The sequence below is a fragment of the Chryseobacterium indologenes genome, assembly GCF_018362995.1.
Taxonomy (GTDB): Bacteria; Bacteroidota; Bacteroidia; order Flavobacteriales; family Weeksellaceae; genus Chryseobacterium; species Chryseobacterium indologenes_G.
Genome location: NZ_CP074372.1, coordinates 2,470,327 through 2,496,424, shown reverse-complemented (window position 1 = coordinate 2,496,424; position 26,098 = coordinate 2,470,327). Strand labels below are relative to the sequence as shown.

24 protein-coding genes and 1 tRNA gene are annotated in these 26,098 nt (G+C 36.2%); 10 read left to right on the top strand and 15 right to left on the bottom strand.

The window, feature by feature from the left end; genetic code table 11:
• Positions 1–20 precede the first annotated feature (20 nt).
• On the bottom strand, positions 21–719 hold the full coding sequence (locus tag DYR29_RS11285; RefSeq protein WP_213280541.1) for an MgtC/SapB family protein: 699 nt from the start codon (positions 717–719) through the stop codon (positions 21–23).
• Positions 720–1,126: 407 nt separating this feature from the next.
• Between DYR29_RS11285 and DYR29_RS11280 the strand changes: the two genes are divergently transcribed.
• Positions 1,127–1,978 (top strand): EamA family transporter, encoded by an 852-nt coding sequence (locus tag DYR29_RS11280; protein ID WP_213280540.1) that lies wholly within the window; start codon positions 1,127–1,129, stop codon positions 1,976–1,978.
• Positions 1,979–2,062: 84 nt separating this feature from the next.
• On the opposite strand, the gene DYR29_RS11275 is transcribed toward DYR29_RS11280, so the two are convergent.
• Positions 2,063–3,424, bottom strand: a complete 1,362-nt coding sequence (locus DYR29_RS11275) for a HAMP domain-containing sensor histidine kinase (protein WP_213280539.1) — start codon at positions 3,422–3,424, stop codon at positions 2,063–2,065.
• Between the two features lie 27 nt (positions 3,425–3,451).
• Positions 3,452–4,156: a response regulator transcription factor gene (locus DYR29_RS11270; RefSeq protein ID WP_213280538.1), complete on the bottom strand. Its 705-nt coding sequence runs from the start codon at positions 4,154–4,156 to the stop codon at positions 3,452–3,454.
• A 101-nt stretch (positions 4,157–4,257) separates the two neighbouring features.
• Between DYR29_RS11270 and DYR29_RS11265 the strand changes: the two genes are divergently transcribed.
• Entirely contained in the window at positions 4,258–4,926 is a 669-nt protein-coding gene (locus tag DYR29_RS11265; RefSeq protein WP_213280537.1) for a YiiX/YebB-like N1pC/P60 family cysteine hydrolase, read from the top strand.
• Positions 4,927–5,084: 158 nt separating this feature from the next.
• Positions 5,085–5,396: an NIL domain-containing protein gene (locus DYR29_RS11260; protein WP_047386542.1), complete on the top strand. Its 312-nt coding sequence runs from the start codon at positions 5,085–5,087 to the stop codon at positions 5,394–5,396.
• A gap of 219 nt (positions 5,397–5,615) precedes the next feature.
• Here DYR29_RS11260 and murA read toward each other — a convergent pair whose 3' ends face one another.
• Positions 5,616–6,923, bottom strand: coding sequence for a UDP-N-acetylglucosamine 1-carboxyvinyltransferase (murA, locus tag DYR29_RS11255; RefSeq protein ID WP_047386545.1), 1,308 nt, complete (start codon positions 6,921–6,923; stop codon positions 5,616–5,618).
• Positions 6,923–7,594: a DUF4290 domain-containing protein gene (locus tag DYR29_RS11250; RefSeq protein WP_142717766.1), complete on the bottom strand. Its 672-nt coding sequence runs from the start codon at positions 7,592–7,594 to the stop codon at positions 6,923–6,925. Before DYR29_RS11250 ends, murA begins: the two co-directional genes overlap by 1 nt.
• 187 nt (positions 7,595–7,781) lie before the next feature.
• Between DYR29_RS11250 and DYR29_RS11245 the strand changes: the two genes are divergently transcribed.
• Positions 7,782–9,221 (top strand): alpha-amylase, encoded by a 1,440-nt coding sequence (locus DYR29_RS11245; protein ID WP_213280536.1) that lies wholly within the window; start codon positions 7,782–7,784, stop codon positions 9,219–9,221.
• Positions 9,222–9,474: 253 nt separating this feature from the next.
• Here the strand turns inward: DYR29_RS11245 and DYR29_RS11240 are convergent, their stop codons facing one another.
• Together DYR29_RS11240 and DYR29_RS11235 are read right to left on the bottom strand one after the other, a co-directional pair.
• On the bottom strand, positions 9,475–9,885 hold the full coding sequence (locus tag DYR29_RS11240) for a thiol-disulfide oxidoreductase DCC family protein (RefSeq protein ID WP_249413672.1): 411 nt from the start codon (positions 9,883–9,885) through the stop codon (positions 9,475–9,477).
• Positions 9,886–9,889: 4 nt separating this feature from the next.
• Positions 9,890–10,357 (bottom strand): heme-binding domain-containing protein, encoded by a 468-nt coding sequence (locus DYR29_RS11235; RefSeq protein WP_213280534.1) that lies wholly within the window; start codon positions 10,355–10,357, stop codon positions 9,890–9,892.
• A 372-nt stretch (positions 10,358–10,729) separates the two neighbouring features.
• On the opposite strand from DYR29_RS11235, the gene katG reads away from it, so the two are divergent.
• Positions 10,730–13,009 carry a catalase/peroxidase HPI gene (katG, locus tag DYR29_RS11230; RefSeq protein ID WP_213280533.1) on the top strand — a complete coding sequence of 760 codons (2,280 nt, stop codon included), beginning with the start codon at positions 10,730–10,732 and terminating at the stop codon, positions 13,007–13,009.
• Positions 13,010–13,110: 101 nt separating this feature from the next.
• Here katG and DYR29_RS11225 read toward each other — a convergent pair whose 3' ends face one another.
• Together DYR29_RS11225 and DYR29_RS11220 are read right to left on the bottom strand one after the other, a co-directional pair.
• Positions 13,111–13,362 carry a hypothetical protein gene (locus tag DYR29_RS11225; protein WP_213280532.1) on the bottom strand — a complete coding sequence of 84 codons (252 nt, stop codon included), beginning with the start codon at positions 13,360–13,362 and terminating at the stop codon, positions 13,111–13,113.
• A gap of 141 nt (positions 13,363–13,503) precedes the next feature.
• Positions 13,504–13,574: transfer RNA gene (locus DYR29_RS11220), tRNA-Gln, on the bottom strand.
• 374 nt (positions 13,575–13,948) lie between these two features.
• Here DYR29_RS11220 and der point away from each other — a divergent pair.
• Both der and upp read left to right on the top strand, forming a co-directional pair.
• Entirely contained in the window at positions 13,949–15,259 is a 1,311-nt protein-coding gene (gene der / locus DYR29_RS11215) for a ribosome biogenesis GTPase Der (RefSeq protein WP_213280531.1), read from the top strand.
• 237 nt (positions 15,260–15,496) lie between these two features.
• Positions 15,497–16,147 carry a uracil phosphoribosyltransferase gene (gene upp / locus DYR29_RS11210; protein WP_213280530.1) on the top strand — a complete coding sequence of 217 codons (651 nt, stop codon included), beginning with the start codon at positions 15,497–15,499 and terminating at the stop codon, positions 16,145–16,147.
• A 1-nt stretch (position 16,148) separates the two neighbouring features.
• On the opposite strand, the gene DYR29_RS11205 is transcribed toward upp, so the two are convergent.
• The 3 genes from DYR29_RS11205 to DYR29_RS11195 form a co-directional block, all read right to left on the bottom strand.
• Entirely contained in the window at positions 16,149–16,835 is a 687-nt protein-coding gene (locus DYR29_RS11205) for an alpha/beta fold hydrolase (RefSeq protein ID WP_213280529.1), read from the bottom strand.
• A 170-nt stretch (positions 16,836–17,005) separates the two neighbouring features.
• The gene (locus DYR29_RS11200) at positions 17,006–17,659 is read right to left on the bottom strand and encodes a ComF family protein (RefSeq protein WP_213280528.1); all 654 of its coding nucleotides are present in this window, start codon (positions 17,657–17,659) and stop codon (positions 17,006–17,008) included.
• A gap of 317 nt (positions 17,660–17,976) precedes the next feature.
• Positions 17,977–19,455, bottom strand: a complete 1,479-nt coding sequence (locus tag DYR29_RS11195; RefSeq protein WP_213280527.1) for a helix-turn-helix domain-containing protein — start codon at positions 19,453–19,455, stop codon at positions 17,977–17,979.
• 126 nt (positions 19,456–19,581) lie between these two features.
• Between DYR29_RS11195 and aceB the strand changes: the two genes are divergently transcribed.
• From aceB to DYR29_RS11180, 3 genes are all read left to right on the top strand, one after another.
• Positions 19,582–21,156, top strand: a complete 1,575-nt coding sequence (aceB, locus tag DYR29_RS11190) for a malate synthase A (RefSeq protein ID WP_213280526.1) — start codon at positions 19,582–19,584, stop codon at positions 21,154–21,156.
• Positions 21,157–21,269: 113 nt separating this feature from the next.
• A complete protein-coding gene (gene aceA, locus DYR29_RS11185; protein ID WP_213280525.1) occupies positions 21,270–22,550 on the top strand; it encodes an isocitrate lyase in 1,281 nt (426 codons plus the stop codon).
• Positions 22,551–22,717: 167 nt separating this feature from the next.
• The gene (locus tag DYR29_RS11180; RefSeq protein ID WP_213280524.1) at positions 22,718–23,290 is read left to right on the top strand and encodes an OmpH family outer membrane protein; all 573 of its coding nucleotides are present in this window, start codon (positions 22,718–22,720) and stop codon (positions 23,288–23,290) included.
• A gap of 96 nt (positions 23,291–23,386) precedes the next feature.
• Here the strand turns inward: DYR29_RS11180 and DYR29_RS11175 are convergent, their stop codons facing one another.
• Genes DYR29_RS11175 through DYR29_RS11165 form a run of 3 tightly spaced genes read right to left on the bottom strand, consistent with a single transcriptional unit; the run spans position 23,387 to position 26,077 of the window.
• Positions 23,387–24,640: a hypothetical protein gene (locus DYR29_RS11175; protein WP_213280523.1), complete on the bottom strand. Its 1,254-nt coding sequence runs from the start codon at positions 24,638–24,640 to the stop codon at positions 23,387–23,389.
• Complete coding sequence (locus DYR29_RS11170) at positions 24,633–25,169, bottom strand: hypothetical protein (protein WP_121488859.1); 537 nt, start codon at positions 25,167–25,169, stop codon at positions 24,633–24,635. The genes DYR29_RS11175 and DYR29_RS11170 overlap by 8 nt, the downstream gene beginning before the upstream one ends.
• Positions 25,170–25,171: 2 nt before the next feature.
• Positions 25,172–26,077: a DUF6734 family protein gene (locus DYR29_RS11165; RefSeq protein WP_213280522.1), complete on the bottom strand. Its 906-nt coding sequence runs from the start codon at positions 26,075–26,077 to the stop codon at positions 25,172–25,174.
• Positions 26,078–26,098: the final 21 nt, after the last annotated feature.

The following is a 26,098-nucleotide window of genomic DNA, read 5'->3' as shown; positions in this document are numbered from 1 at the left end:
TTCAAGGGTTGTTTTTAATGTTACAAATCGTTTTCAGTACCTATAATTTCCCAGCTTACTTTGATGACTTTATCTTCAATCGTAAGTCTGCTGGCTGTTTTTTCCATGAAACTGTCTTGTGGAGTAGAAGCATGAACTTCTGCAGTAATGATGGCATTTTCGGGAAGGCCGTTGTCATCGCTGGTAAGGGATTTAAGTAATACTTTATCATTTCCGCTCAGCGATTGCATGAGTTGTACGCGGACATGATTTTCCACTTCACTTTTGCATTTGATGCTGAGAAGGTATTCGGTATAATGGTTTCTGTTGTTGATAGTATTGCCCAGTTTTACACCTAAAGGACGGAGAATGACATGGGTGAGAATAATAAATCCACTGGTAATGGCTGCCTCAAAAGGAAATCCCATGGCACTGAGAGCTCCTACAGAGGCGGAACACCAGATGGTAGCTGCTGTATTGAGTCCTCTAACGGTAAGGCCATCTTTCATGATGACGCCTCCGCCCAAAAAACCAATCCCGCTTACAATATAAGAGGCTATTCTGCCTGTAGCATCACCTCCAATTCTGATAGAAAGAAGAACAAATGCAGCTGAGCCAAGACATACAAGGGTATTGGTACGGAGACCTGCGCTTTTCTGACGCCACTGTCTTTCGAAACCAATGCTTGCACCTAAGGCAAATGCGGTAAGGAGACGAAGGGTAAATTCGAATGTATTCATAACTTTTCCTGTTTTTATAAAGCTTTTCAGCTGTACGGGAAAAGTGAGTACAACTAAAGCTTTTCAGATTGATAATTACTGTAAGGATCTGCGTCCATGTGCTTTATTTTTTACTGTGCAAAAGTAAAGAGTAACACATTTTTTTACCGTTAGAAAAGCTTTAGAATATTATTATAAAATCATTAGAGAAAATGTTTTCCTGTTTTTTTTATGGTGAAATAAGAATTGATTATTTTTTTAGACCCTATTAATAAGTGTAAGCTGTACCCATTGTAAAAGATAAAATTTCAATACATTTGGGGGCAGGCAGTTTTATAGGATGAATTTCACGATTTATCACATAAAATAAAAACCTGCTGAATCCCGGAAATTTCTTTCCAAAATCTTTTGAATTATATATTTTAGAAATGAAAAAATCAAACATAGCAATACCAGCTACGCTTTTAGCGATCATCTGTGTACAGGGAGGAGCGTCCATTGCCAAGCAGCTTTTTCCTGCCATCGGAGCTATTGGTACAGTTACTTTAAGGATTGTACTTTCTGCTGTTTTGCTTACGTTGATTAACCGTCCGAAATTTTTACAGTTTGATAGGCAAAAATGGAAATACTGTGCGGTCTACGGAGTAGGACTGGCTGCAATGAACCTTATTTTTTATATGGCAATTCAAAGGATTCCATTGGGATTGGCGGTTACAGTAGAATTTGCAGGTCCTTTATTTCTTGCGCTGGCTTTATCCCGTAAGCTATTGGATGTTGTATGGGCATTATTAGCCTGTGTCGGAATTCTGCTGATTGTTCCATGGCAAAATGATCACGTTGATTTGGTAGGTCTTGGGCTGGCCTTTCTGGCGGGGATGTTCTGGGCTGTTTACATCATCATGGGTGGAAAGGTTTCAAAAATAATGGACGGAAAAGATGCGGTAACGACTGGGATGATATTTGCAAGTATGGTAATTATTCCCTTTACGATTTGGGATGGAGCGGTTTTTAATCTTACCCCTGCTATTTTTGTTAAAGGTCTCGGTGTGGCTATTCTTTCGAGTGCTTTGCCTTTTTCATTAGAAATTATGGCATTGAAAAGACTTCCTGCAAAGACTTTCAGTATTCTGATGAGTCTTGAACCTGCATTTGCGGCACTTTCAGGATTGGTTTTTCTTGCCGAAGAACTATCTTTTTTACAGTGGATTTCTATTGCATGTGTCATTGCTGCCAGCATAGGAACTACAGTTTTCAATAAAAAATCTCTTTCTCATGAGTAGAGGCATGGAATTTTTAACCATTAAGTTAATTAAGGCTTTAAAGGAAATTAAAATTCAAATAAAATTGAATGAAGTGTTGATACATCAACTGATTATAAATTCTACTGTGAAAATAGTTTCGTTATGATCTGATATTACAGTCACTTTTGCATTGTGGAGCAGAATAATTTTTTTGGTGAGGAATAATCCTATTCCGTGGCCTTTTTCCAGTCTGGTTGTTCCGCTTCTAAAAAATGGCTCGAAAATATGCTGTACATCTTCCTTAAGAATCATATTTCCAGTATTAATAAAGCTTATTTTAAGATATTTAGAATGAATTCTGACATCTATCTGACAACTGTGCTCCGGAGAATATTTACAGGCATTGTCAATAAGATTATTAAATGCAACCTGCAGCAGATATTCGTTTCCCTGAATAATCAGTTGGTGTTCTTCTATTGAATCTTCGATGTTCAGTGAAACTTTATATTCTGAATTTTCTCTTATTATTTTGCTGTAAGATTCCAGAAGAATCTCATCCAGGCGGACTTCGGAAAAACTGATTTCATTGGGATCATAGCTTGCTTTGGCGAGGTCCATTAAGCTGTTGGACAGTTTTACCATATTTCGGGCGTCATTCAGGGCATATTGAATGGTTTCTTTGTATTCCTCTTTGGTCTTATCTTTTTCAGAAGCCAGTTCCAGTTCGGCAATAATCGCAGATAAAGGAGTTCTCAGTTCATGTGAAATGTTTGATACGAAATGCTTTTGTGAATCAAAAGAGTTCTCAAGTCTTTCCAGCATTCCGTTGAAGTTTTGGGCAAGCTCATTAAGTTCATCTTTTTCCTTCGTTGTTTTCAGGCGTAACTGTAATTTTCCGGCTGTGATTTTTTTGATCTGATTGACCATTTCACTAAGTGGGCTCAATGCTTTTTTCGAGAGAAATATCCCGGCCAGATAAATCAATATTAAAATAATAAAGAAGGAAATAATGCTGATCGTAAGAAGGTGAGTGAGATATTCATATCCATATTGATCATAAGCTGCTGCAGTGACGGCGTAAGTTTTTCCCTCATAATGATATACCATTCCAATCACCTGTAAATCGTTTAGAAAGAAATTGATTCTCTTTTTCTGGAATATCTGCGAAAGCATTTCCGGGGTTTCCTTTACATAATCTACTTTCGCATCATCATGATAAATGAGTTGCTTATCAACATCATAAATCGCTACCTGAACTTCATTAAGCGTTCTGGTATTGTTTTTATAAAGTTTATGCATTTCCTTTTCAGGCAATGAACTCCGGAAAAATAAATCAGCTTTAGCAATAGCTTCGTTCTGAAGTTCGCTATAAAAAGATTTCTCTCTGGCTTCTTTGGATGAATAATAGATCGAAACGCTGTAAACCCCCAAAAGCATTGCAGTGATTAAGGTAAAAAGCAGCGTAAGTTGGGTTCTTATTTTCATCCGGATATTTTTAGTTGATCTTAATGCTTACTGTACAAGGCCTGATTCATAGTCTTTTTTCAGAATAAATCCCATGCCGGCTTTGGTGTGGATCAGTTTCGTTTCAAAATCTTTATCTATTTTTTTTCTAAGGTAATTGATATATACATCAATAAAATTGGTGCCCGTGTCAAAATGGGTCTCCCATACTTTTTCTGCAATTTCACTTCGGGAAAGAACTCTTTCGGAATTCTCCATCATGAATTTTAAAAGATTAAATTCTTTCGGAGTCAGTTTTATCGGAGTATGATCCCTGCTCACCGTTTTCTGCTCCAGATTCATTTCAATTCCCTCATATTGAAGAACAGAAACTTTTTGCAGCCTCTGTTGTGAAAAACGTTTCAGAAGTACTTTGATCCTTACTGTCAGTTCCCGCATTTCAAAAGGTTTGGTCAGATAATCATCAGCTCCGGCATCAAATCCTTCTAGTTTGTCATCAGTGGTTCCCAGTGCAGTCAGCATAATGACAGGAAGATTAGGTTTTAATGCTTTGATTTCATTACAAAATTCAAGGCCGTTTTTTTTAGGAAGGACAATATCTGTGACGATCAGATCAAAATTGGTCTGCAAAGCCAGTTTCAGACCTGTGATTCCATCATAAGCCACGGTCACCTCAAATTCAGCTTCCTGAAATCCTTTTGCAATCAGTTTGGAAAGTCTGTCATCGTCTTCAACTAATAAAATATGTGGCATAAGAATCTTGAATAGGTTTGGGTTGGTGTGAAGAATAGATCAATATTCCCACAAATGTAATGAATTCTATTTTGTAATTTTGGTCCCGAAAGTATAATCGAATGTCTGAATTTAGAACTAAAAAAAGAATAAAAAAGGGTGCTGTTATTTGGTTTTTATCCTGTCTGATGGTATTATTGGTACAGTGTAAAAATGCTTATTCCGGTAAGGTACAGCTTAAAAATGGTGATCTGCTTTTTGTAACGGCTAAAGAATCTGGCCTTTCCGGTGCAATCAATAATGTCACTCAAAAACAGAAGGCTGCCTCATTTGATCATATCGGAATTCTTGAAAAAGAAGGAAATAAAATGTTTGTTCTGCATGCTGCTCCGAAAGGTGGTTCTCAAAAACAAGATCTGAAGGATTTTATAAAAGATCAGAAAGAAGACGGGCAGGAGGTGATTGTTTATCGTTTAAAGCCGGAATATCAGAAAGCTATTCCTGAAGCTATTAAAAAAGCGCATTCCATGTTGGGGAAGACTTATAATTTCAATTATATCTTGGATGAAAATTCGTATTACTGTTCAGATTTTGTGGAAAGAGCTTTTCGTAAAGAAAATATTTTCAAGCTGGAGCCCATGACATTTATTGATCCCAAAACAGGAAAAACAAATGCATTCTGGGAAGAATTTTACACCAAAAAAAATCTCAAAGTCCCTGAAGGAGAGCCGGGTTGTAACCCTAACGGACTTGCCGGGTCTGATAAATTAGAAAGGATAGGAAACTATTAAAATATGGAGAGAAGCTGAACAGGCTTCTTTTTTTATGTTAAATTTTTAAAAATATTAGTCTACTAATTTGGTGGACTAATATTTTTTTATATTTTTGTCACAGATTTAAATGCATAGCGCAATATGATCATAGAAGTTTAACCAAAAAATGTTTAGCGATGATTACACCTAATCCGGGCCTGCAGGTTTTACAAAATAAAATTAACCTGCCTAAAAAAGAATTGTTATTGGAAATAGAGTTGAATGGCAAAATGAAATTTGAACATTTGATGAATACGATCTATAATCAATTCGGCATTTGTCATAGAGTGTTATCCGCTAATGTAGAGTATGTGAACGGATATAGTTTTGGTTCAGTACAGTTATATATTAATGTAAGTTCAGAAGATTTTCAGCAGCTTGAGATCTATCTGAATAAAAATAAACTTATGAATACAACAGTGGAGTATATCTGCAGAAAGTATTTTTAAGTGAGATTCATATAGTTTTAATTACTCAAAGTGTCCGGTTTATTACCGGGCACTTTTTATTTTACACTAAAAGTAAATTAAAACAGAATAATTATTGGCCGGGACAAAATTCCCCTCCTCCGGAGGGGTGGCGAAAATTCAAAGAATTTTTGACGGGGTGGTAAAAAAGAAAAAAGCGCTCAGATTACTCTGAACGCTTCGATATTAAATAAAATAATTTTAAATTCTTTCGATATCAGCACCAATTGCTTTCAGTCTTCCATCGATATTTTCATATCCTCTGTCGATTTGCTCGATATTGTGGATAATAGATTTTCCTTCTGCAGAAAGTGCTGCAATAAGAAGTGCATTTCCGGCTCTGATATCCGGAGAAACCATTGTTGTTCCTCTTAACGGAGCTTCCTGGTTCAACCCGATTACCGTAGCTCTGTGCGGATCACATAAAATGATCTGAGCTCCCATGTCAATTAATTTATCAACAAAGAATAATCTGGATTCAAACATTTTCTGATGAACCAGAATACTTCCTTTTGCCTGAGTAGCTACCACTAGAATAATAGATAATAAATCCGGCGTAAATCCTGGCCAAGGAGCATCCGAGATAGTAAGGATAGATCCGTCAATAAACTTCTGAATTTTATAATGTTCCTGAGCAGGAATGTAGATATCATCACCACTTTGCTCAAGCTCAATTCCTAATTTTCTGAATGTATTCGGGATGACACCAAGCTGGTTCCAGTTTACATTTTTAATGGTAATTTCAGACTTCGTCATGGCTGCAAGACCAATCCACGATCCGATTTCTACCATATCCGGAAGCATAGTATGTTCTGTTCCTCTCAGATAATCTACTCCTTCAATGGTAAGAAGGTTAGACCCGATTCCTGAGATATTGGCTCCCATTCTGTTCAGCATTTTACATAATTGCTGAAGATAAGGTTCGCAGGCTGCGTTGTAGATTCTTGTTTTTCCTTTTGCTAAGGCTGCTGCCATCACAATATTGGCAGTTCCGGTAACAGAAGCTTCTTCCAGTAAGATGAATTTTCCTCTTAATTCTTTAGCTTTTAAAGAATAGAAATATTCTTCCTCATCATAATTGAATTCAGCGCCTAATTCAACAAGTCCCTGAAAGTGGGTATCCAGTCTTCTTCTTCCGATTTTGTCCCCTCCCGGAGTCGGCATATAGGCTTCACCATAACGGGCAAGCATTGGCCCCATCAGCATAATAGATCCACGTAATTTTGCGCCGTCTTTTTTGAACTCGTTAGATTTTATGTAATCAAAATTTACCTGATCAGCCTTGAAAGTATAATCTCCCTGTCCGTTTTTAGTAATTTTTACCCCAAAATCTCCAAGAATTTCAATCAGTCTGTTCACATCATGAATATCAGGAATATTTTTGATTCTTACTTCTTCGTCCGTAAGGAGTACCGCACATAAAATTTGTAGAGCCTCATTCTTGGCCCCTTGTGGAGTTATTTCGCCCTGCAGTCTTTTTCCTCCTCTTATTTGAAATGTTCCACTCATTATTTTCTGTTTTTATGATTGTTATTATGCCTTCTTTTGTTAGGCTGGTTGCTGTTGTTGTTTTTATTACTGTTGTTATTCCTGTTGTTATTGTTATTATTCCTGTTGTTGTTATTGCTGGTGTAATAGATTTTACTTTTTTCAAGAGAATCTATTCCGGTAAGGTCCAGCCTGTTTTCAGACAGTTCTTTCAGATGGCGGAAAATAACATCATCCGTCACATGTTCTTTATTATAGACATTATAAGATTTCTTCATATTGTTGGCAATTACCTCGATAAGGGCTTCTTTTTCATCACCCGTTTCCAGTTCAATTGCTTTTTCTATCAATTGAAGAATACTTTTTCCGTAAAACTTAAAGTCACCCTGAAGTTTTGGATATTCCATTCTTTTAGGCTTTTCTGCCAATTGTTCCGGAGTAGGGAACGGATATGGAGAATCTACATCCAGATCATGATTAGCAAGAATAAAAAGATGGTCCCAAAGTTTATGTTTATAATTTTCCTCGTCGCGAAGTTGTGGGTTTCTCTGACCCATAAAATCGATGATTGCCATAGCCATTTCATTCCTTTCCTCTTTGGTAGGAAGTTCTTTGCAGCGCTCAACCAACTGTTGTATAATTCTGCCGTATTCCGGCATATGAAGCTGAGTTTTTTGGGTATTGTATTCCATAGTATGCAAATATATGGATTAAAAGAAAAATTGTTTCGAGAATCTGAAAAATTTATGATTTTTTAATGAAAATTTTAAATGACTTTCCTCTTGATTTATTGTTGAAAATTAAAATATTTCCCATTCATTTGAATTTGTTTTCAATAAAATTGTATCTTGTTTAATAGATTGATAATTAATTATTACGATGAAAAAAACATATTTTTTCCTTTCCCTATTGACTTTAGCACTAGTTAGCTCTTGTCATAACAGGGATGAATTGATTAATGAAACTTCCAGACAGGAAGAAGTTCATAACAAAACGGTGAATGTTACTCATCATGACGGCCGTCCTTTCAGTACCGGAAAGGATTCCGGATCTACAAACGGTAAATTTGTTGCGGGTCCCGGTGGAGGAGTTCTGATGCAGGGTTTTTACTGGGATGTTCCTGAAGGAGGCAACTGGTGGAATACCGTTAAAGATAAATTAACTGCATGGTCCGATGCCGGAATTGGTGCCGTATGGCTTCCTCCTGCTTCAAAAGCACAGAATGGAGCTTACTCTATGGGATATGATCCTACGGATTATTATGATTTTGGAAATTTTAATCAGAATGGTAGTGTGGAAACCCGTTTCGGATCCAGAACAGAGCTTGAAGCATTGATTACAAAAGCGCATGCAGAAAGTATGCAGGTATACGCAGATATTGTGATTAATCATAACAGTGGTGGACAATCTGAAGCGAATCCTTTCACCGGAACCAATACCTGGACTGATTTTTCAGGCGTTGCTTCGGGGAAATTTCAGAGAAACTACAATGATTTTTATAAAAATGCCTACGGAAACAATGACGAAGGCGCTTTTGGCGGATTTCCCGATCTTTCTCATGCGAACCCTCACGTGCAGGATTGGCTTTGGGGAAGAGATGATTCTGTCGCAAAATATTATAAGAATGTAATGAAGTTTGATGGATGGAGATTCGATTACGTTAAAGGTTTTGGACCTTGGGTGGTCAATACCTGGAATTCAAAAGTAGGTGGATTTTCTGTCGGCGAATTGTGGGATTCTAACGTAAATACACTGGAATGGTGGGCCAATAATGCCAACAGTTCAGTATTTGATTTTGCGGCTTATTATAAAATGGACGAAGCTTTTGACAACGGAAATTTAAACGTTCTGAATGATGATATGATGTGGAAAAGAAATCCATACAAGGCAGTCACTTTTGTAGCCAATCATGACACAGATATCATTTACAATAAAATGCCAGCCTATGCTTATATCTTAACCCATGAAGGATATCCAACCATTTTTTATAGAGATTATGAAGAATGGCTGAACAAAGAAAGACTGAATAATCTGATCTGGATTCACAATAATAAAGCTACCGGAACAACTTCTATTCTCTACACCGATAATGATGAATATATTGCAAGAAGAAACGGCTATAATGGAAATCCCGGGTTGGTTGTTTATATCAATACATCATCAAGCTGGCAGGAAAGATGGGTAGAAACCAACTGGAGCAGTCAGCAGATCAAAGATTTTACCGGAAATTCAACGTGGTACCCGACTACCCAAGGTGATAAATGGGTGAAAATCCAGTGTCCGCCGAATTCTTATTCTGTATGGTCGCTTAATTTATAAGTAATAATTGATAATTGATAATTGATAATTGATAATTGATAATTGATAATTGATAATTGATAATTGATAATTGATTAAGCTGGTAAAAGACTGTTCTTCAGTTTAACTTCCATTAAATATTAAACAAAAACAACTATACGTTTTATTTGTCATTCCGTAGGAATCTATACAATGCATTATTTATAATACATATTGTAGGAAACTCTTACGGAATGATATTTTTATAAGTTAAAAGAAACGATGTAAGATAAAATTACACCTGAATAAACTTTTTCTTCTGGTGCTGATCCGGTAAATAACACTTCTGATTGGCCAGTTTCATCCTGTTTCTAGAAATGACATTATATACTTTGTCACTTAAAAATGCAGGCAGAATTTTACCAATAAAAGAAAGTTTATACACTCCTCCCAGTAAGTTGGCGATTTCCAGTACTGCCCGTGATTTGATCAGATAATATCGTCCGGGTTTCCATAGATACATGGTATTAAAGACATTGGTTTCCAGACCTCTTTCAGATAAAAATTGCTGCCCGAATTCAGACTGAAGGGAAGCAAACATGAATTTGTCTTTCTTATCCCGCTCCAAAATCCACTGCACCCAGAAATTGCAGACTCCGCAATCTCCATCAAAAAATACGATATGTTTATTTTCCCAGTTTTCCACGACTTTATTTATTGAACATGATTCTTCTTTCTGTATCTTCTTTAGCCTTTTTGAAATATTGAATAAGTTCTGCACGCTGTTCATCCGATAGTTTGGCATTCTGATGTCCCAAATAATAAGATTCAAGCGGCATCTCTTTTTTCTCAACCATTTCTATACATTCCTCCAGTTTACGAAGCTGTCTTTTAGGCTCATATACTGCAAAGGTAGAAAAATTAAGATGTTTCCTGCCTTCGTTAATATGATTTTTTACCCACCATGAGGCCGGGGAAATATTGGTATACCATGGATATGTTGTTTCATTGGAATGACAGTCGTAACATGACGTTTTGATGGTATTGGCAATTTTCTCCGGAGTGTTTTTAATCTTCAGAAAATCCATGCCTGGAGTAGGAGGTGGATTTGTTTTATCAATCGGAAAAAACTGAATGATAATAAAAGCAACAAGCACAACAACGATTATTTTTTTCATAGAGATAGTATTCATGTTTGGTAAAGATAAAGGTAGTTAATTTATTTTTAGTGAGATAAAGTTAGAAGATGCTACTACACTTCCTTCCCCAAGCTTCTTTCTTCCTTTCTTTATAAATTCTTACGTTGAGTAATTCTAAATTGAGCGCTATACTGCTGTTTTTAATTAAGTTAATCTGAAAAATGATTAACTTAATACCACAATTTTGTCTTAGCTCTGAAGCTGTAAGAAATACATGTTTATAGTTTTTGACTATCATTGAAATAAAAATTAATAGATTGTATTTATCATTCAAACGTTGTAGGTTTGTCATGTTCTTACAACAGAAAATTGAAACTGTATTAATCAACATAAAAAATAAAATAAACAACAATGGAAAAAGATTTGAATGACATCAGTAAATGCCCGTTTCATAACGGAACAATGAAGAAGAGCGTAGCAGGTGGCGGAACCCAGAATTCTGATTGGTGGCCGGATCAGCTTAGAGTAGATCTTCTGCGCCAGCACTCTTCCCTTTCAGATCCTATGGACAAGGATTTTGATTATGCCAAAGCATTTGAAAGCCTGGATCTTGAGGCCGTAAAAAAAGATCTTCATGCATTGATGACAGATTCCCAGGATTGGTGGCCGGCAGATTTTGGTCATTATGGTCCACTGTTTATCCGTATGGCATGGCACAGCGCCGGAACTTATAGAGTAGGAGATGGTAGAGGTGGAGCAGGAGCTGGACAACAGCGTTTTGCACCATTAAACAGCTGGCCGGATAACGTAAGCCTTGATAAAGCAAGAAGATTACTATGGCCGATCAAGCAGAAATATGGTAGAAATATTTCATGGGCAGACCTTTTGATTCTTACCGGAAACATTGCTCTTGAATCCATGGGCTTCAAAACATTTGGATTTGCCGGAGGACGTGCAGACGTTTGGGAACCGGATTCCGATGTATATTGGGGATCAGAAAAAACATGGCTGGGAGGTGACTTACGTTATGCTCATGGTTCAGAAGGAGTAGTAGAAGGGCAATCAGCAGTTCTTCCTACTGATGATGATGCAGACGGAGATATTCATTCAAGAAATCTTGAAAATCCATTGGCAGCTGTACAGATGGGACTTATTTATGTAAACCCAGAAGGCCCGGATGGAAATCCAGATCCTATTGCTGCCGCTAAAGATATCCGTGATACTTTCGGCCGTATGGCAATGAATGATGAAGAAACGGTTGCTTTGATTGCCGGAGGACACACTTTCGGTAAAACACACGGAGCAGGTCCTGCAGATCATGTAGGAAAAGAACCTGAAGGAGCAGGAATTGAACAACAGGGATTAGGATGGGCAAGCAGCTATAAATCCGGAACTGGTAGAGATGCTATTTCCAGTGGTCTGGAAGTGACCTGGACAGAAACTCCAACTCAATGGAGCAATTACTTCTTTAAAAATCTTTTTGAAAATGAATGGGAATTGACAAAAAGCCCTGCCGGAGCTCACCAATGGGTAGCAAAGGATGGAGCAGATATTATTCCTGATGCATTTGATGCTGACAAAAAGCATAAACCAACAATGCTTACAACAGACCTTTCATTGAGACTGGATCCTGTGTATGAAAAAATTTCAAGACACTTTTACGAAAACCCTGATGCTTTTGCCGATGCTTTTTCAAGAGCTTGGTTTAAATTAACACATAGAGATATGGGCCCACGTGCCCGTTATCTGGGACCGGATGTTCCACAGGAAGAATTAATTTGGCAGGATCCTATTCCAGAAGTGAATCACGAATTGGTTGACGAAAATGATGTGGAAGTATTGAAATCAAAAGTTTTAAATTCAGGATTAACTAATTCAGAGCTTATATCTACAGCCTGGGCGTCTGCGTCTACTTTCAGAGGAAGTGATAAGCGTGGTGGTGCCAATGGAGCAAGAATAAGACTGGAACCTCAGAGAAACTGGGAAGTAAATAATCCTTCACAGCTGAATAAAGTATTAGGAGTATTGGAAGGAATCCAGAAAGAATTTAATGATTCTCAAAATGGAGGTAAGAAAATCTCTTTAGCTGATCTGATTGTTTTAGCAGGTAACGCAGCGGTAGAAGTTGCAGCAAGAAATGCCGGACAGGATGTGAAAGTTCCTTTTGCTCCGGGAAGAATGGACGCTTCTCAGGAACAGACCGATGTAGAATCTATGGGATATCTTGAGCCTGTTGCCGATGGATTCCGTAATTACCTGAAAAGAAGATTTACGGTATCTACAGAATCTTTATTAATTGATAAAGCTCAGTTATTAACGCTTACAGCTCCTGAATTGACAGTTTTGATAGGCGGAATGCGTGCTTTGGATACCAACTTTGACGGTTCAAAACATGGTGTATTTACCAGCCGTCCGGGAGTTCTTACCAATGATTTCTTCGTGAATCTTTTAGATATGGGAACACAATGGAAAGCAATGTCAGACGATAAGCAGCTTTATATAGGAAGTGATCGTTCAAGCGGTCAGCCAAAATGGACCGCTACCCGTGCCGATCTTGTTTTCGGTTCCAATTCTGAATTGAGAGCAGTCGCTGAGGTATACGGAAGTGCTGATGCACAAGGTAAGTTTGTAAAAGACTTTGTGGCAGCATGGACGAAAGTGATGAACCTGGATAGGTTTGATCTGGTTTAATCTTTTTTAATTATATATAACAAACAGGCTGTCTTGAAAAGGCAGCCTGTTGTTTTTATATTTATCGTTGACTTTGAAGGTTAACGAAAGATTTGTTTATTTTATTGATCTCTTTTTAATTTAATAATTTCATCTACTAATAGTGGAATTACGTTTCTTGCCATAGCAATGAAATCCTGATCCTCAGGCTTTATTGAAATGAATTCGATATCATAATCCCTGTTTTCTTCTTCTCCGGTCATTATAAAACCGGATCCGGAATTAAGATCTCTTCCTTCAATATATGATGTCCATGGAGATGGAGTAGCTTTATTACATATTTCCATGATGTTTTTTAATTCTGATTCTGTCATTTTACTTGTTTTAATTGGTTTTTTTAATTGAAGGATTACAAAAGTTCGTCTGCCATTATTTTGGGGCTGAACCAAATTACAATTTAAGGATTTGTCATGAAGATATAAAAACAAAAACCATCCTTAAAAAAGGATGGTTTGTAGACCCACAGGGATTCGAACCCCGACTGACGGTACCAAAAACCGGAGTGCTACCGTTACACTATAGGTCTGTTTCGATGATGCGAAATTATAGAATTTATTTTAAATATGAAAATCAAAATTAAAGATTAATTAACATAATAAGAGTGTAAAACGCTTTACTTATTGATATCCAAATAATTATTTTTAATAAAAATTTAAAAAAAATCTGCTCCTACCCATAAGCAGCAGGCTGGTGAATATTGTCTGCTCAATTTGAAGAGTCAGGTTTATGCTAATTTATCCGATGAATAATAACTTTCAGCCTTCTTCTTCCGGCTTCCATCCTTAAAAGTCTGGTTAAATAATAAAATCATATCTTTGCAAAAAATTGGGCTCCAAAAGTTGGAGTAACCCATTAATAACATATCCTGAGCATAAGCAAAAGGATTATTAAACATTTTTTATGTCAAATATTGTCGCAATCGTTGGACGTCCCAACGTAGGAAAATCCACGCTTTTTAATCGTTTGTTAGAAAGAAGAGAAGCTATTGTAGATTCTACAGCCGGTGTTACCAGAGACCGTCACTACGGAAAATCAGACTGGAACGGGGTAGACTTTACTGTAATTGATACCGGAGGTTATGATGTAGGTACAGATGATATCTTTGAAGAAGAAATCCGTAAGCAGGTACAATTAGCCGTAGAAGAAGCTACTTCTATTATCTTTATGATGAACGTGGAAGAAGGACTTACTGATACAGACTACGAAATTTACAGTTTACTAAGAAGATCCAATAAACCGATTTATATCGTTATCAATAAAGTAGATTCTGCCAAAGAAGAACTTCCGGCAACAGAATTTTACCAGTTAGGAATTGATAAATATTACACTATTTCTTCTGCTACCGGTTCAGGGACAGGGGAAATCTTAGATGATATCGTTAAAGACTTTCCAACAACAGAATATAAAGACCCTTTCGAAGGATTACCTAAAATTACTATTGCAGGCCGTCCAAACGTAGGGAAATCTACAATGACAAACGCTTTATTGGATGTTGAAAGAAATATCGTAACGGATATTGCAGGAACTACCAGAGACAGTATCCAGACTCTGTATAACAAATTCGGGCATGAGTTTGTTTTGGTAGATACAGCAGGAATGAGAAGAAAGTCCAAGGTAAACGAAGACCTTGAATTCTATTCTGTAATGAGATCTATCCGTTCTATTGAGTATTCTGACGTAGTTATCATTATGGTAGATGCTACACAGGGATGGGAATCTCAGGATATGAACATCTTCGGACTGGCTCAGAAAAACAGAAAAGGAATTGTAATCCTTGTGAATAAATGGGATTTGATCGAAGACAAGCAAACCAATACAATGCGTGATTTCGAAAAATCAATCAAAGATAAAATCGGTCAGTTCCAGGATATTCCAATTTTATTTGTTTCAGCTTTAACGAAGCAGAGAATCCTAAAAGCTGTAGAAGTGGCAATGCAGGTTTATGAAGACCGTAAGAAGAAAATTAAAACTTCAAAACTGAATGAAGTAATGCTTCCGATCTTCGAAAATACTCCGCCACCGGCATTGAAAGGAAAATATATCAAGATCAAATATTGTGTGCAGCTTCCAACGCCGTCACCACAGTTTGTATTCTTCTGTAACCTTCCACAGTATGTGAAAGAACCTTATAAAAGATTTACTGAAAATCAGCTGAGAAAAGAATTCGGGTTTACCGGAGTTCCGATTGAAGTGTATTTCAGACAAAAATAATAAGAACGATGTTCAAAGAAAATCCGGTAAGTTAGCTTGCCGGATTTTTTTATTTTAAATTAAAAAACTAAGCGCTCATCACTGAAAACAGACTTTTTATCATTGAATAATTATAGTATATAGCATAGGTTTATTTCTATTCATGTGCTTTATTTATCCCCAGGCCCAATCTTCCAATTCGTTTTTTAGTTGTAATTTTGCAGGAATTAATTAACTGAAATTAAAAATAAAATTTTCATGCTTACTATTTTATCGCAACACTTTTCTCTTGTCAATGAATGGATTAACGAACTTAGGAACGTTAACATCCAGCATGACCGAATGAGATTCAGAAGAAATATGGAAAGAATCGGAGAGATTGCCGCTTTTGAAATCAGTAAAGGTCTGGAGCACAGAGAGGTTGAAATTCAAACTCCTTTAGATACAATTAAAAGCAGGGAAATTGCTGTACAGCCGGTTATTACAACTATTTTAAGAGCAGGAGTTCCATTGTTTGAAGGAATTCTGAACTATCTTGACAGAGCTGACTGTGGTTTTGTGGCAGCCTACAGAAAACACGATGCCAATGATTACTTCTCCATCAAACAGGATTATCTGACTTGCCCAAGCATTGAAGGCAGACCTTTGATCGTAGCAGATCCCATGTTGGCAACAGGAGCTTCTTTAATTGAAGCGATCAAAGATTTATTAACCAATGGAAATCCAACCCAGCTTCATATTGTAGCGGCAATTGCTTCAAGACAAGGCGTGGAAACAATTCAGAATGCTTATCCTGAAGCTCATATCTGGGTAGGAGCCATCGATGAAGAATTAACATCAAAAGGATATATTACTCCCGGTTTAGGAGATGCCGGAGATCTTAGCTACGGAGAAAAACTTCAAAGATAATTTAAGAAAGATTCCAGAAATCTTTTATTAAGTTCAATAATAGACTTGGTCGTACTTTATCCAGTGGATGTTTTGTATCCGGAAGTACGGCCAATTTTGCATTCGGAAGGCTTCTGTAAACTCTGGAACTTTCTTCGAGAGTTACCATATTATCTTTATCTCCCACCATGATTTGAATGGGAATATTAATCGTTGCAAGATTATTTTCCAAAGGAGGATTTTTACCTAGATCAATCATCAAATCTGCGATAGCTGGAAGAAGTTGCTTCCATTTTGATCCGTGCTGTGATTCTAAAAGTTGGGCATACTGCGGAATTTTCTCAAGAATGACATCAGGGTTAAGCATTTTACTTTCCTTTAAAGCCTGCTCTTCGCTCCAGTCAAACTTTGTTCCCAGCGTGATAATAGAATTTACATTTTCAGAATTTTTCATTGCGTAGCAAAGCGCTGCATAACCCCCCATACTGTGCCCGAAAATAGATACATCTGTCAGATTATTCACTTCACAATATTCTGATAGTTCCTGAGTGTACTTTTCAATACTAATCCCTTCAGCCGGAAGTTCCTTATCCCCATGTCCCGAAAATAAAGGAGTGTGTACCGTGAAATACTGAGATAAAGCACTCCGATAAGGCGTAAAAATGTTGCTGTGACCTAAAGCTCCGTGTAATAAAAGCAGATGTGGCATAGTGGTTTAGTTTCCGGAAAATTAGGAAAAAGAATTGAATGGAAAAAATTGAATGAGTGATTGTGTCGGAGTGTCTGAGAGTTCCAGAGTTTGAGAATATTTTTAAAAATAATTCCGCGCTGAAAATCCCGAAATCCCTAAACCTCGAATCTCGTACCTCGCAACTCCTCTCAAACATCCATTGCCATTACCAGTACACTCACTTTATTATTTCCGGCATTTAAAATCTCCCATGCTACCGATGAAACGGTATTTCCTGTGGTAAAAACGTCATCAATCAGAAGAATGTGCTTTCCTGAAACCGGTTGTGTAATAGAGAATGTATTGACAGCTTCCAATCTGTGTTTCTTATCTTTTAAAGCCTGTGCTTTTGAATAATGATTTCTTTTGATTAATTGATGGTCAAAAGGGATGTCGTAAAATGCCGATAAAGTTTCTGTGAATAAATGAAGCTGGTTATATCCGCGCTCCTTGAGCTTCTTTGGATGAAGTGGTACACTTACCAAAAGATCAGGCTTTTCATTTTTGAAGTCCAGACGTTCTGTTGTCCAGTTGGCAATGATCTTTCCTGCTTTTTCCCTGCTTTTGTATTTTAATTCATGGATGATCTGTCGGCTTAAGCTTTCTTCTTCGAATTGCAGTAAAGCAAAGGTGTTTTCAACAGGGAAAAACAAACTGCATTTTTCCTTGATCGGATTATTTTCAAAATAAGAATAGTGGGTAAAATAAATCTGGCTGAAACAAAGATCACATACCAAAAGTTCAGGATCAATGATTCTGTTGCAGTGGATGCAACGGTTGGGAAATAATATATCTAATATCATAGTGTGTTTTTACTAAGATATAAAAAAATGTCAATTTTTGCGTCACAAAGTCAATAATGAATTTATTAACTCTAATGTTCGCAAAGTTCGTTACTTTCGTATCGTTCGCAAGGGCATTTCATTTAACAGAGGGAAAGTATTTTTCGTTGCTGAGTGTAACGCCTTTGCGATCAAAATACTCTAAAGTATAATAGAAAACCTTGCGAACTCAGCGTTTAAGAAGTTATACCTAAACTAAAATACATCAACCCGAATCACGCAGCACGTACCACGAATCACGCACCTCGCAAAAACATTGATGATTCACCACTCACCCTTTAATCCTCGAACCTCTTCCTTATCTTCTCCACAGCGTTTTTCATACTTAGATTAAAATGCTCTTTTTCCAGTCTTACCGGCGGCGCTTGTCTCACTTCACAATCTGCAATACTGCAGGATTCACAGGTAACTCCAACATTAATCGTTTTCAGAGAAGGAGATTTTATAAAACTTATTTTTTTGATCGTTTGAGAATTCAATAAAATACCCAGACAGTAACTTCTGTTGCTTCCATCCGAAAAAGGATTCTTTTGTGAAGTGGAAATGACCAGATAACTTATTCCCTGATCTTTATAATGGGAAATTTGAGCATCCGTAAGAGTTTCATTTTCTTTTAAATGATCAAGATTTTTCACGGCAATCCATCTTCTGCAGTAATGTTCGTTGGTTGCATTAGCGTGAGGAGCCTGCTGATGGTTCAGGTGGAGTTCTTTTAAAATCTGAATCTTATCCGAATTTTTCTTTTTTACCAGACATAGATAAAATAAATCTTTAATTCCCATTTCTGCCGAGAGAATATTGGTCAGTCGGTAGTAGAACGTTTCAGGAGAACGGGTAAAACTGTTGATAAGATTCTCGAAATTTTTTGATTCCCAAGTATTATTTTGGAAAAATTCCGATGTTTTCTCAATGACCGGCTCTTTTGAAATTAATAAAGCACCTGCAAAATAAGATGCATAAAAATTGTTCAGAATTTCCTCAAAACTTCCAAAGTCAAGCCATGAATATGTATTCGGACGTATCTTTAGTTCCAGAACATTGAATCCGATTTCTTTGGCAAGGATAAATGTTTTCTGATCCTTTTCCAGTTTTTGGTTCAGTAGCAATAGTTTTTTCTCCGGAATAAAAAGCGAACGAAGGTTATCCAGAGTTCCATATTTTTCAAAATCTTCAGATTGAATCGTATAGCTAAACTTTTCTGTAAGAATTTTTTCAAGAACTTCAGATTTTAAATTTTTTCCGGGTTTTATCTGATTTTCCTGAGTAAACAGAATTACTTTTTCTTCAATTTCCGGAAAATAATTGTCATAAAGTTCCTGAAATGATCTTAGTACTGCAAAATAAAATCTTTCCTTACCAAGATTATAATTCTGAGAAATTTCGATCAGTGCGTTGATGAAAGCTGTCACCTTTTTGGGAGCATCACTGATAATGCTGATAAGATTGTTTTTGTTGATCCCGAACAGCTCCAATGGTACTTCTTTGAAAAAATCTGATTGCAGAATTTCATTGAAAGGAGCCAGGCTCTTATCGAGTTTGGTAGAAACCAGATCATCAAAAGTACAATTCAGTGCTTCAGAAAGCTGGATGATTTTATCGTGTTTTGGATATTTTTTTCCGTTTTCAATTTCATTAAGGTAAGATTTTGATAATCCTGTCTTTACAGCAAGATCCTGTAGAGACCAGTTTTTCTTTTGTCTCTGCTGTTTCAGTTTTAGCCCGAAAACTGTTTTGATAAAGTCGCTTTCTGAATTCATTACTCAAATATAAATAATTAGATGCGATTATTCGCATAATAAATTTTAAATAAATTTAGCGAACGTTCGCTATTTGTTAAAATTTTTATTTATGTTTGTAATATCAAATCACAAAATCAATATGTTATGGAAACCAAGACTCAATTAGAAATAAAAGCACAGAAGCAGTTTGAAGCAGTTTTTACTCCGGATTTGGCAGATTTTCTGATTGCACTTCATCAGAATTTCAATCATAAAACACTTGAACTTTTAAAAGAAAGAAAAAATACACAGCAGAATTTTGATCAGGGAAATCTCCCTGAATTTTTAAAAGAAACAGAAGGAATCCGAAATGGAGATTGGGTATGTGCCTCTTTGCCTGAAGATTTGCTGGACAGAAGAGTAGAGATTACAGGACCTGTAGACCGCAAGATGATTATCAATGCGTTGAATTCCGGGGCTTCTACCTTTATGGCAGATTTTGAAGACAGCAGTTCGCCGGTATGGGAAAACTGTATTCAGGGGCAGATTAACCTTTCTGATGCCATCAATCGTACTATTGATTTTGTAAACGAAGCAGGAAAAGCCTATACGCTTAACGAAAAAACTGCAGTTTTACTGGTTCGTCCTCGTGGGCTCCATCTTCCTGAGAAGCATATTGAAATCAATGGTGAAAAAGCTTCCGGATCGCTGATTGATTTTGGAATATATTTTTTCAGAAATGCAAAGTCGCTTTTAGAAAAGGGAAGCGGCCCTTACTTCTATCTTCCGAAACTGGAACATTATAAAGAAGCCCGCTGGTGGAATGAAGTTTTTGTCTTTGCCCAGAACTATCTGGGAATTCAGCAGGGGACAATTAAAGCTACAGTTTTGATAGAAACCATTACCGCTTCATTTCAGATTGACGAAATTTTATTTGAATTAAAAGAACACAGTGCAGGGCTGAACTGTGGCAGATGGGATTATATTTTTTCCTATATCAAAAAATTCAGAAACCTTCCGGAGTTTATTGTACCGGACAGAGATCAGGTAACAATGACTTCTCCTTTTATGAGTGCTTATTCAAAAAGAGTCATCGAAATATGCCATAGAAGAAATGTACATGCTATCGGCGGAATGGCAGCTCAAATTCCGGTAAAGGATAATGATGAAGCTAATAATCTTGCTTTTGAAAAAGTAAGAAATGATAAGGAAAGAGAAGTGAAAAACGGTCACGACGGAACCTGGGTAGCACATCCTGCATTGGTTTCAGTGGCAAAAGAAATTTTTGACCAGTATATGCCTTCCAAAAATCAAATCGATAAAAAATTTGAATATCATATAACAGAAAGTAATCTGCTGGAAATCCCCAAAGGTGATATTACCGAAAAAGGAGTCAGAAAAAATATCAACGTAGGAATTCTTTACCTTGAAAGCTGGTTGATGGGAACTGGCGCTGCCGCTATTTATAATCTGATGGAAGATGCCGCTACTGCAGAGATTTCAAGAACACAGATCTGGCAATGGCTGAAAAACGAAGCCGTATTAAGTGATGACAGAACGCTTACCCGCCATATGATTTTACAGTGGGAAAGTGAAGAAATGGACAATATTGAAAACTATGTAGGAGAAACCCGTTTCAAAAACGGAAAATTCAATCTTGCGAAAGAACTTTTCAATGAGCTGATCTTCTCTGAAAATTTTGAAGAATTTCTAACGCTTAAAGCATATCCTTTTATTTAGGTTGAAAGAAAGTGAGTAGGAGTGTTTGAAAGTTTGGGAATCATATCTCGAACCTCGTACCCCGAATTCCGCATCTCGAAACCCCAACCCTAAACAAACAAAATCCAAATATTATGAAAACAAGACAAGAACAAATCCAGGCTATTGAAAAAGACTGGCTGACAAACCCACGTTGGAATGGTGTAAAAAGGCCGTATACAGCAGAAGAAGTGTTGAAACTTCGCGGTTCTTATACCATAGAATATACCATTGCTACAGAAATGTCCAAAAAATTCTGGAATAAATTAAATAACCAGGATTATGTAGCAGGACTTGGAGCACTTACTGGCAATCAGGCCGTGCAGGAAGTAGATGCCGGACTGGAAGCTATTTATCTTTCAGGATGGCAGGTGGCGGCAGATGCTAATTTATCAGGAGAAATGTATCCCGATCAATCGCTGTATCCTGCCAATTCAGTTCCTTCTGTAGTAAAGAAAATTAATAATGCGTTACTGAGGGCAGATCAGGTACAATCTGTGAGCGGGACGGGAGATAAAGAATATCTGGTACCCATCATTGCAGATGCAGAAGCGGGTTTTGGAGGTAATTTGAATGCCTTTGAACTTATGAAGCAGATGATAGAAGCGGGAGCTGCTGCCGTACACTTTGAAGATCAGCTTTCTTCTGCAAAAAAATGTGGTCACCTGGGCGGAAAAGTATTGGTACCAACGCAGGAGGCAGTCAACAAACTGATTGCTGCACGTCTGGCAGCCGATGTACTGGGAGTTCCGAGTCTTATTATTGCAAGAACAGACGCAGATGCAGCAGATCTGCTAACTTCTGATATTGATGACAGAGATAAAAAATTCGTAACAGGAGAAAGAACTTCTGAAGGTTTTTATGTGGTAAGAAACGGAGTAGAGCAGGGAATCGACAGAGGTTTGTCTTATACTCCATATGCTGACCTGATCTGGATGGAAACCTCAAATCCGGATCTGGAGCAGGCAAGAAGATTTGCAGAAGGAATTCATGCGAAATTCCCTGGGAAGATGCTTGCTTATAACTGTTCACCTTCTTTCAACTGGGCGGCAAGGCTGAGTGTAGAGGAAATGTCTACTTTCCGTGAAGAGCTGGCAAAAATGGGCTACAAGTTCCAGTTTATTACATTGGCAGGATTTCATGCTTTGAATACGGCAATGTTTGAATTGGCATTAGCCTATAAAGAAAGAGGAATGGCTGGATACTCAGAACTGCAGGAACGTGAATTTGCTTTGCAGCAGAAAGGATTCAGAGCGGTGAAGCATCAGTCTTTTGTAGGGACAGGGTATTTTGATGAAGTACAGAATGTTGTTACCAACGGTTCTTCAGCTACCGTAGCGATGAAAGATTCTACGGAAACAGCACAATTCCATTAGTCATTTTTCCATATTTTTTGATATTAAACCTTCCTTTTGGGGAGGTTTTTCTTTATTTAAAGCTTTGAGTCTGTTTTTATTTCTTTCAGATTTTCAAATAATAAAGGTCATATGATAAGTAATTGAAATTTGAATTATATTTGGGGACGAAAAATATTATTAAAAAAATGAATTTAATTAAAGTACTTTTTATTACATTAGGATTAACGCTTACTGCAGGTGTTGCAAATGCTCAACAGAAAATAGGAAGTGTAAACACAGAAGAAATTTTTGCAAGCTTATCTGAAGTAAAAACTATAGGAACTACGATTGATAATCTGACTAAAACAAAACAGACTGAAATTGAAAAGTTGATCAATGATTATCAGACGAAGCTGAAAGCAGCACAGGATAAAGAAAAAACTTTAAGTGAGGCTAACAAAGAAGCGGTAACTAAAGAACTGATTGCAGCACAAACGGAATTACAAGGTTTAGGTAAAAAAATAGAGGAAACAAGAGCACAGGCTGCTAAGGATATTTCTGCCAAGCAAAATGAAATGCTTACTCCACTGCAAAAGAAAGTAAGAGAAGCTATTTTTGCTGTAGCTAAAGAAAAAAATCTGAGCTATGTATTTGATACAGCAGCACAGGAATCTAATAACCTTCTTTATACTGACGGAAGTGAAGATATCACTAATATAGTAAAAAGCAAGTTAGGTGGTACGGCAGCTCCTGCTAAACCAGCTGGAAAATCTAAATAAAAATTTCAATATACACCATATAAAAAACGGAATCAGAGAACATCTGGTTCCGTTTTTCTATAATAGTCTTAAGTCTTTATAATAAGATATGAGATTTTAATTATTATATAGCAATATGCTTTCATTCCTAATATTATCCTCGAACATATTTTTGAATTTAATCATATCTTCTTTGCCTATTTTATTTTCGTCAAAAAGCCATCTGCAAAGTAAATATCCATTGCCATATAAAATAATATTGGGCTCAATATCTCCTTTTAAAACAGCTGCTTCATAAAATGATGGATTAAACAAATAGGTAGTTTCTGTATATTCGACTTTTGTTTTGCTAAAATTCAAAAAAACAGGTATTGTATTTTCTTCCAAATAAAGTTCATTTAAATTGTACATTGGATAATTGAATATCGGCCTTCTGTATGCATTAAAAAGCTCTTTATTGATGGTTAAATAGTTTATATTTTCAGGATTGCAGGAGACGGAGCTTTCTGCAGTTAGTTCCCCGATACAATTATTAAAATTGGGATGCACAGAATCTCTGAATAAAAAGCCTACATGATTATTCTCACCCAAAAAATTCCTTTGTGTTTTTAGTAATGAGCAGATTACCAAACTTTTGATATTGATGTGATTTAGCTTTTGTATATCTAATCTGATTAAAGAATCTGTTGTTAATGGTTTTTTCTTTTTTAAATAGTAATTATATTCAAGGTTGCAGATATTTTTTATCCATAAATATTCATTAGTGCTATCTATATTATTTTCAACTCCATGGTTGAATTTTTGTTCAAAAAAAGAATAATCGTTATTAAACTTTTTTAATAGGCTGGAATTTCTTGTCCTGCAATATTCATCAAAATCATAAAATCCCAATACATATTCCGGATTAATATATTTCCTTATCAGACTGTCACTGATTTTATCTAGGCAATGTCTGTCACAAATAATATGGTTTATACAAAGAAAAACATAGCTTATATTGGAAAGATTGAATATAAATACCTTAAGTAAGGGAGCAGATAATTCTGAATATCTGTAATCGGTATGAAATGAGTCAAAAAAATGATCTATTTCTGTAATATTATTTACATTGAAAATTTTAATGTCAAAATAGGATGCCGAAATAGTATTTCTGAGAATTAATCCTTCACTATTTCTCACAAAAATAGTTCTTAAAATAGATTGTTCATTTATCAGCTCAAAATATACCTTCTCAAATTTGTCGAGATTAAGATTCCTGAAATCTAATCTGGAGATCATCCAGGTACTTCCTAATGCAGAATACTTATGATAATCCTGAATTTGTCTTAGAAAAGGTAGTTTTTCACCATCTTTTAAAGCAAAATTATTCATTTTCAGGAGCAGTTGTTAAATATTGTTTTAGTAGGAAAGATTTTAGCAGATCAACTATTGTATCACTGTTGTCATCATTAATACCTTCAATCTGTTCAGGTGAGAAGCTTTTATATTTTAGTTTTAGTGTTTTAAGCTGTTTGTCATTTTTATGCAAATAAGTGGGAACATAGTGTAATGATCCTATAGGAAGAAAATTAGGTTGTAGAATAATATCATTTTCAATGTCTTCAACAAGTCCGTTTTCAGTTATTTTTGATTCTGCAAAAATAAGATAAGGATTAACATGAAGCTTTAACTTGCCAAATGCATCATTATCAAGCTGAACAGCTTCTATGCTTTTCAGTATATTCGTTTTTTCAAAATTTTTAAATTGTTCAAGATCAGCCGAAGATTTAATGATATTATCTTTTTCAATGGCTTTCTTGAGTTCTTTCAATAAACTTCTTACAATCATCATGCTTGTGTTGGCATGTAGAAGTTTCAGATTGATTTCATCAGTAAATAAATCTAATTTCAAATCACTCATGGCTATATCTTTTTTTCATGGATTAGGTTAATAATTTTTTCATAATAATAAGGAAATTCCTTCCATAGATAATATGATACAATTTTGGCATTATTGTATGCTAGTTTGTATGCCCCAAGTAAATGAATATAATGGGTTTGGTGTGCATTGTGGAAGTTGATAAGCTCTTGAAAAATATGTTCTTTGGACTTGGAACTGTCAATAAGAACTTCTACATTAAGCTCCTTTTCTCGGGCCATGCATAGAAATAAATATTGCTCAAAAAAACAAGGAAATGCATTTTTATTGATTAAAAAATCTGTGTTCCCGATTACATTAAAATTTTTGTCTACTATTTCTCTGGCCAGTTTTGCATATTCCTGAAAGAATGTAAAATTATTTCCACCTATAATACCGGCATTGTACTGAGAGGCATCTCCGGTTTTATTATAATATGATTTGATAACATCAGGAATATATTCAAGGCGGGAATATAGTTCTTTTAAATTTCCTTCATGGTAGCCTGCATCCTGCTCAAGCTGTTGGGATATAAGTGCTCCGTTTTCAATTTTTTCCGGAAATCTCTCCCAGATAAATACATCAGCATCCGCATGGATGAAGGGTTCCTGTTGTATTTCAAATGCATAAATTTTTCCCAGCGCCCAGATGTTTTTGGGGTTGGGATATTTATCATTCAATTCATCTAGTTTCAAAGATACATTGTCGTAGGGTAGTTCTAAAGTATCAATCAATATTTCTTTGCCTAAGGTATCAGTAACGAGATCAACTTTATAAAATTTTTTAAACCGCAGGCAGCTTAATGCCCAGCTCATATAATTAAATGTTCGATGGCTCCATCCACCGGAGTTTAAGAAAAAAAGATCTCTGGAATGGTAGGGTTTTGACCAAAAGCTTTGGACTATTTTCATGGGGTACTATTAGTTTATTTT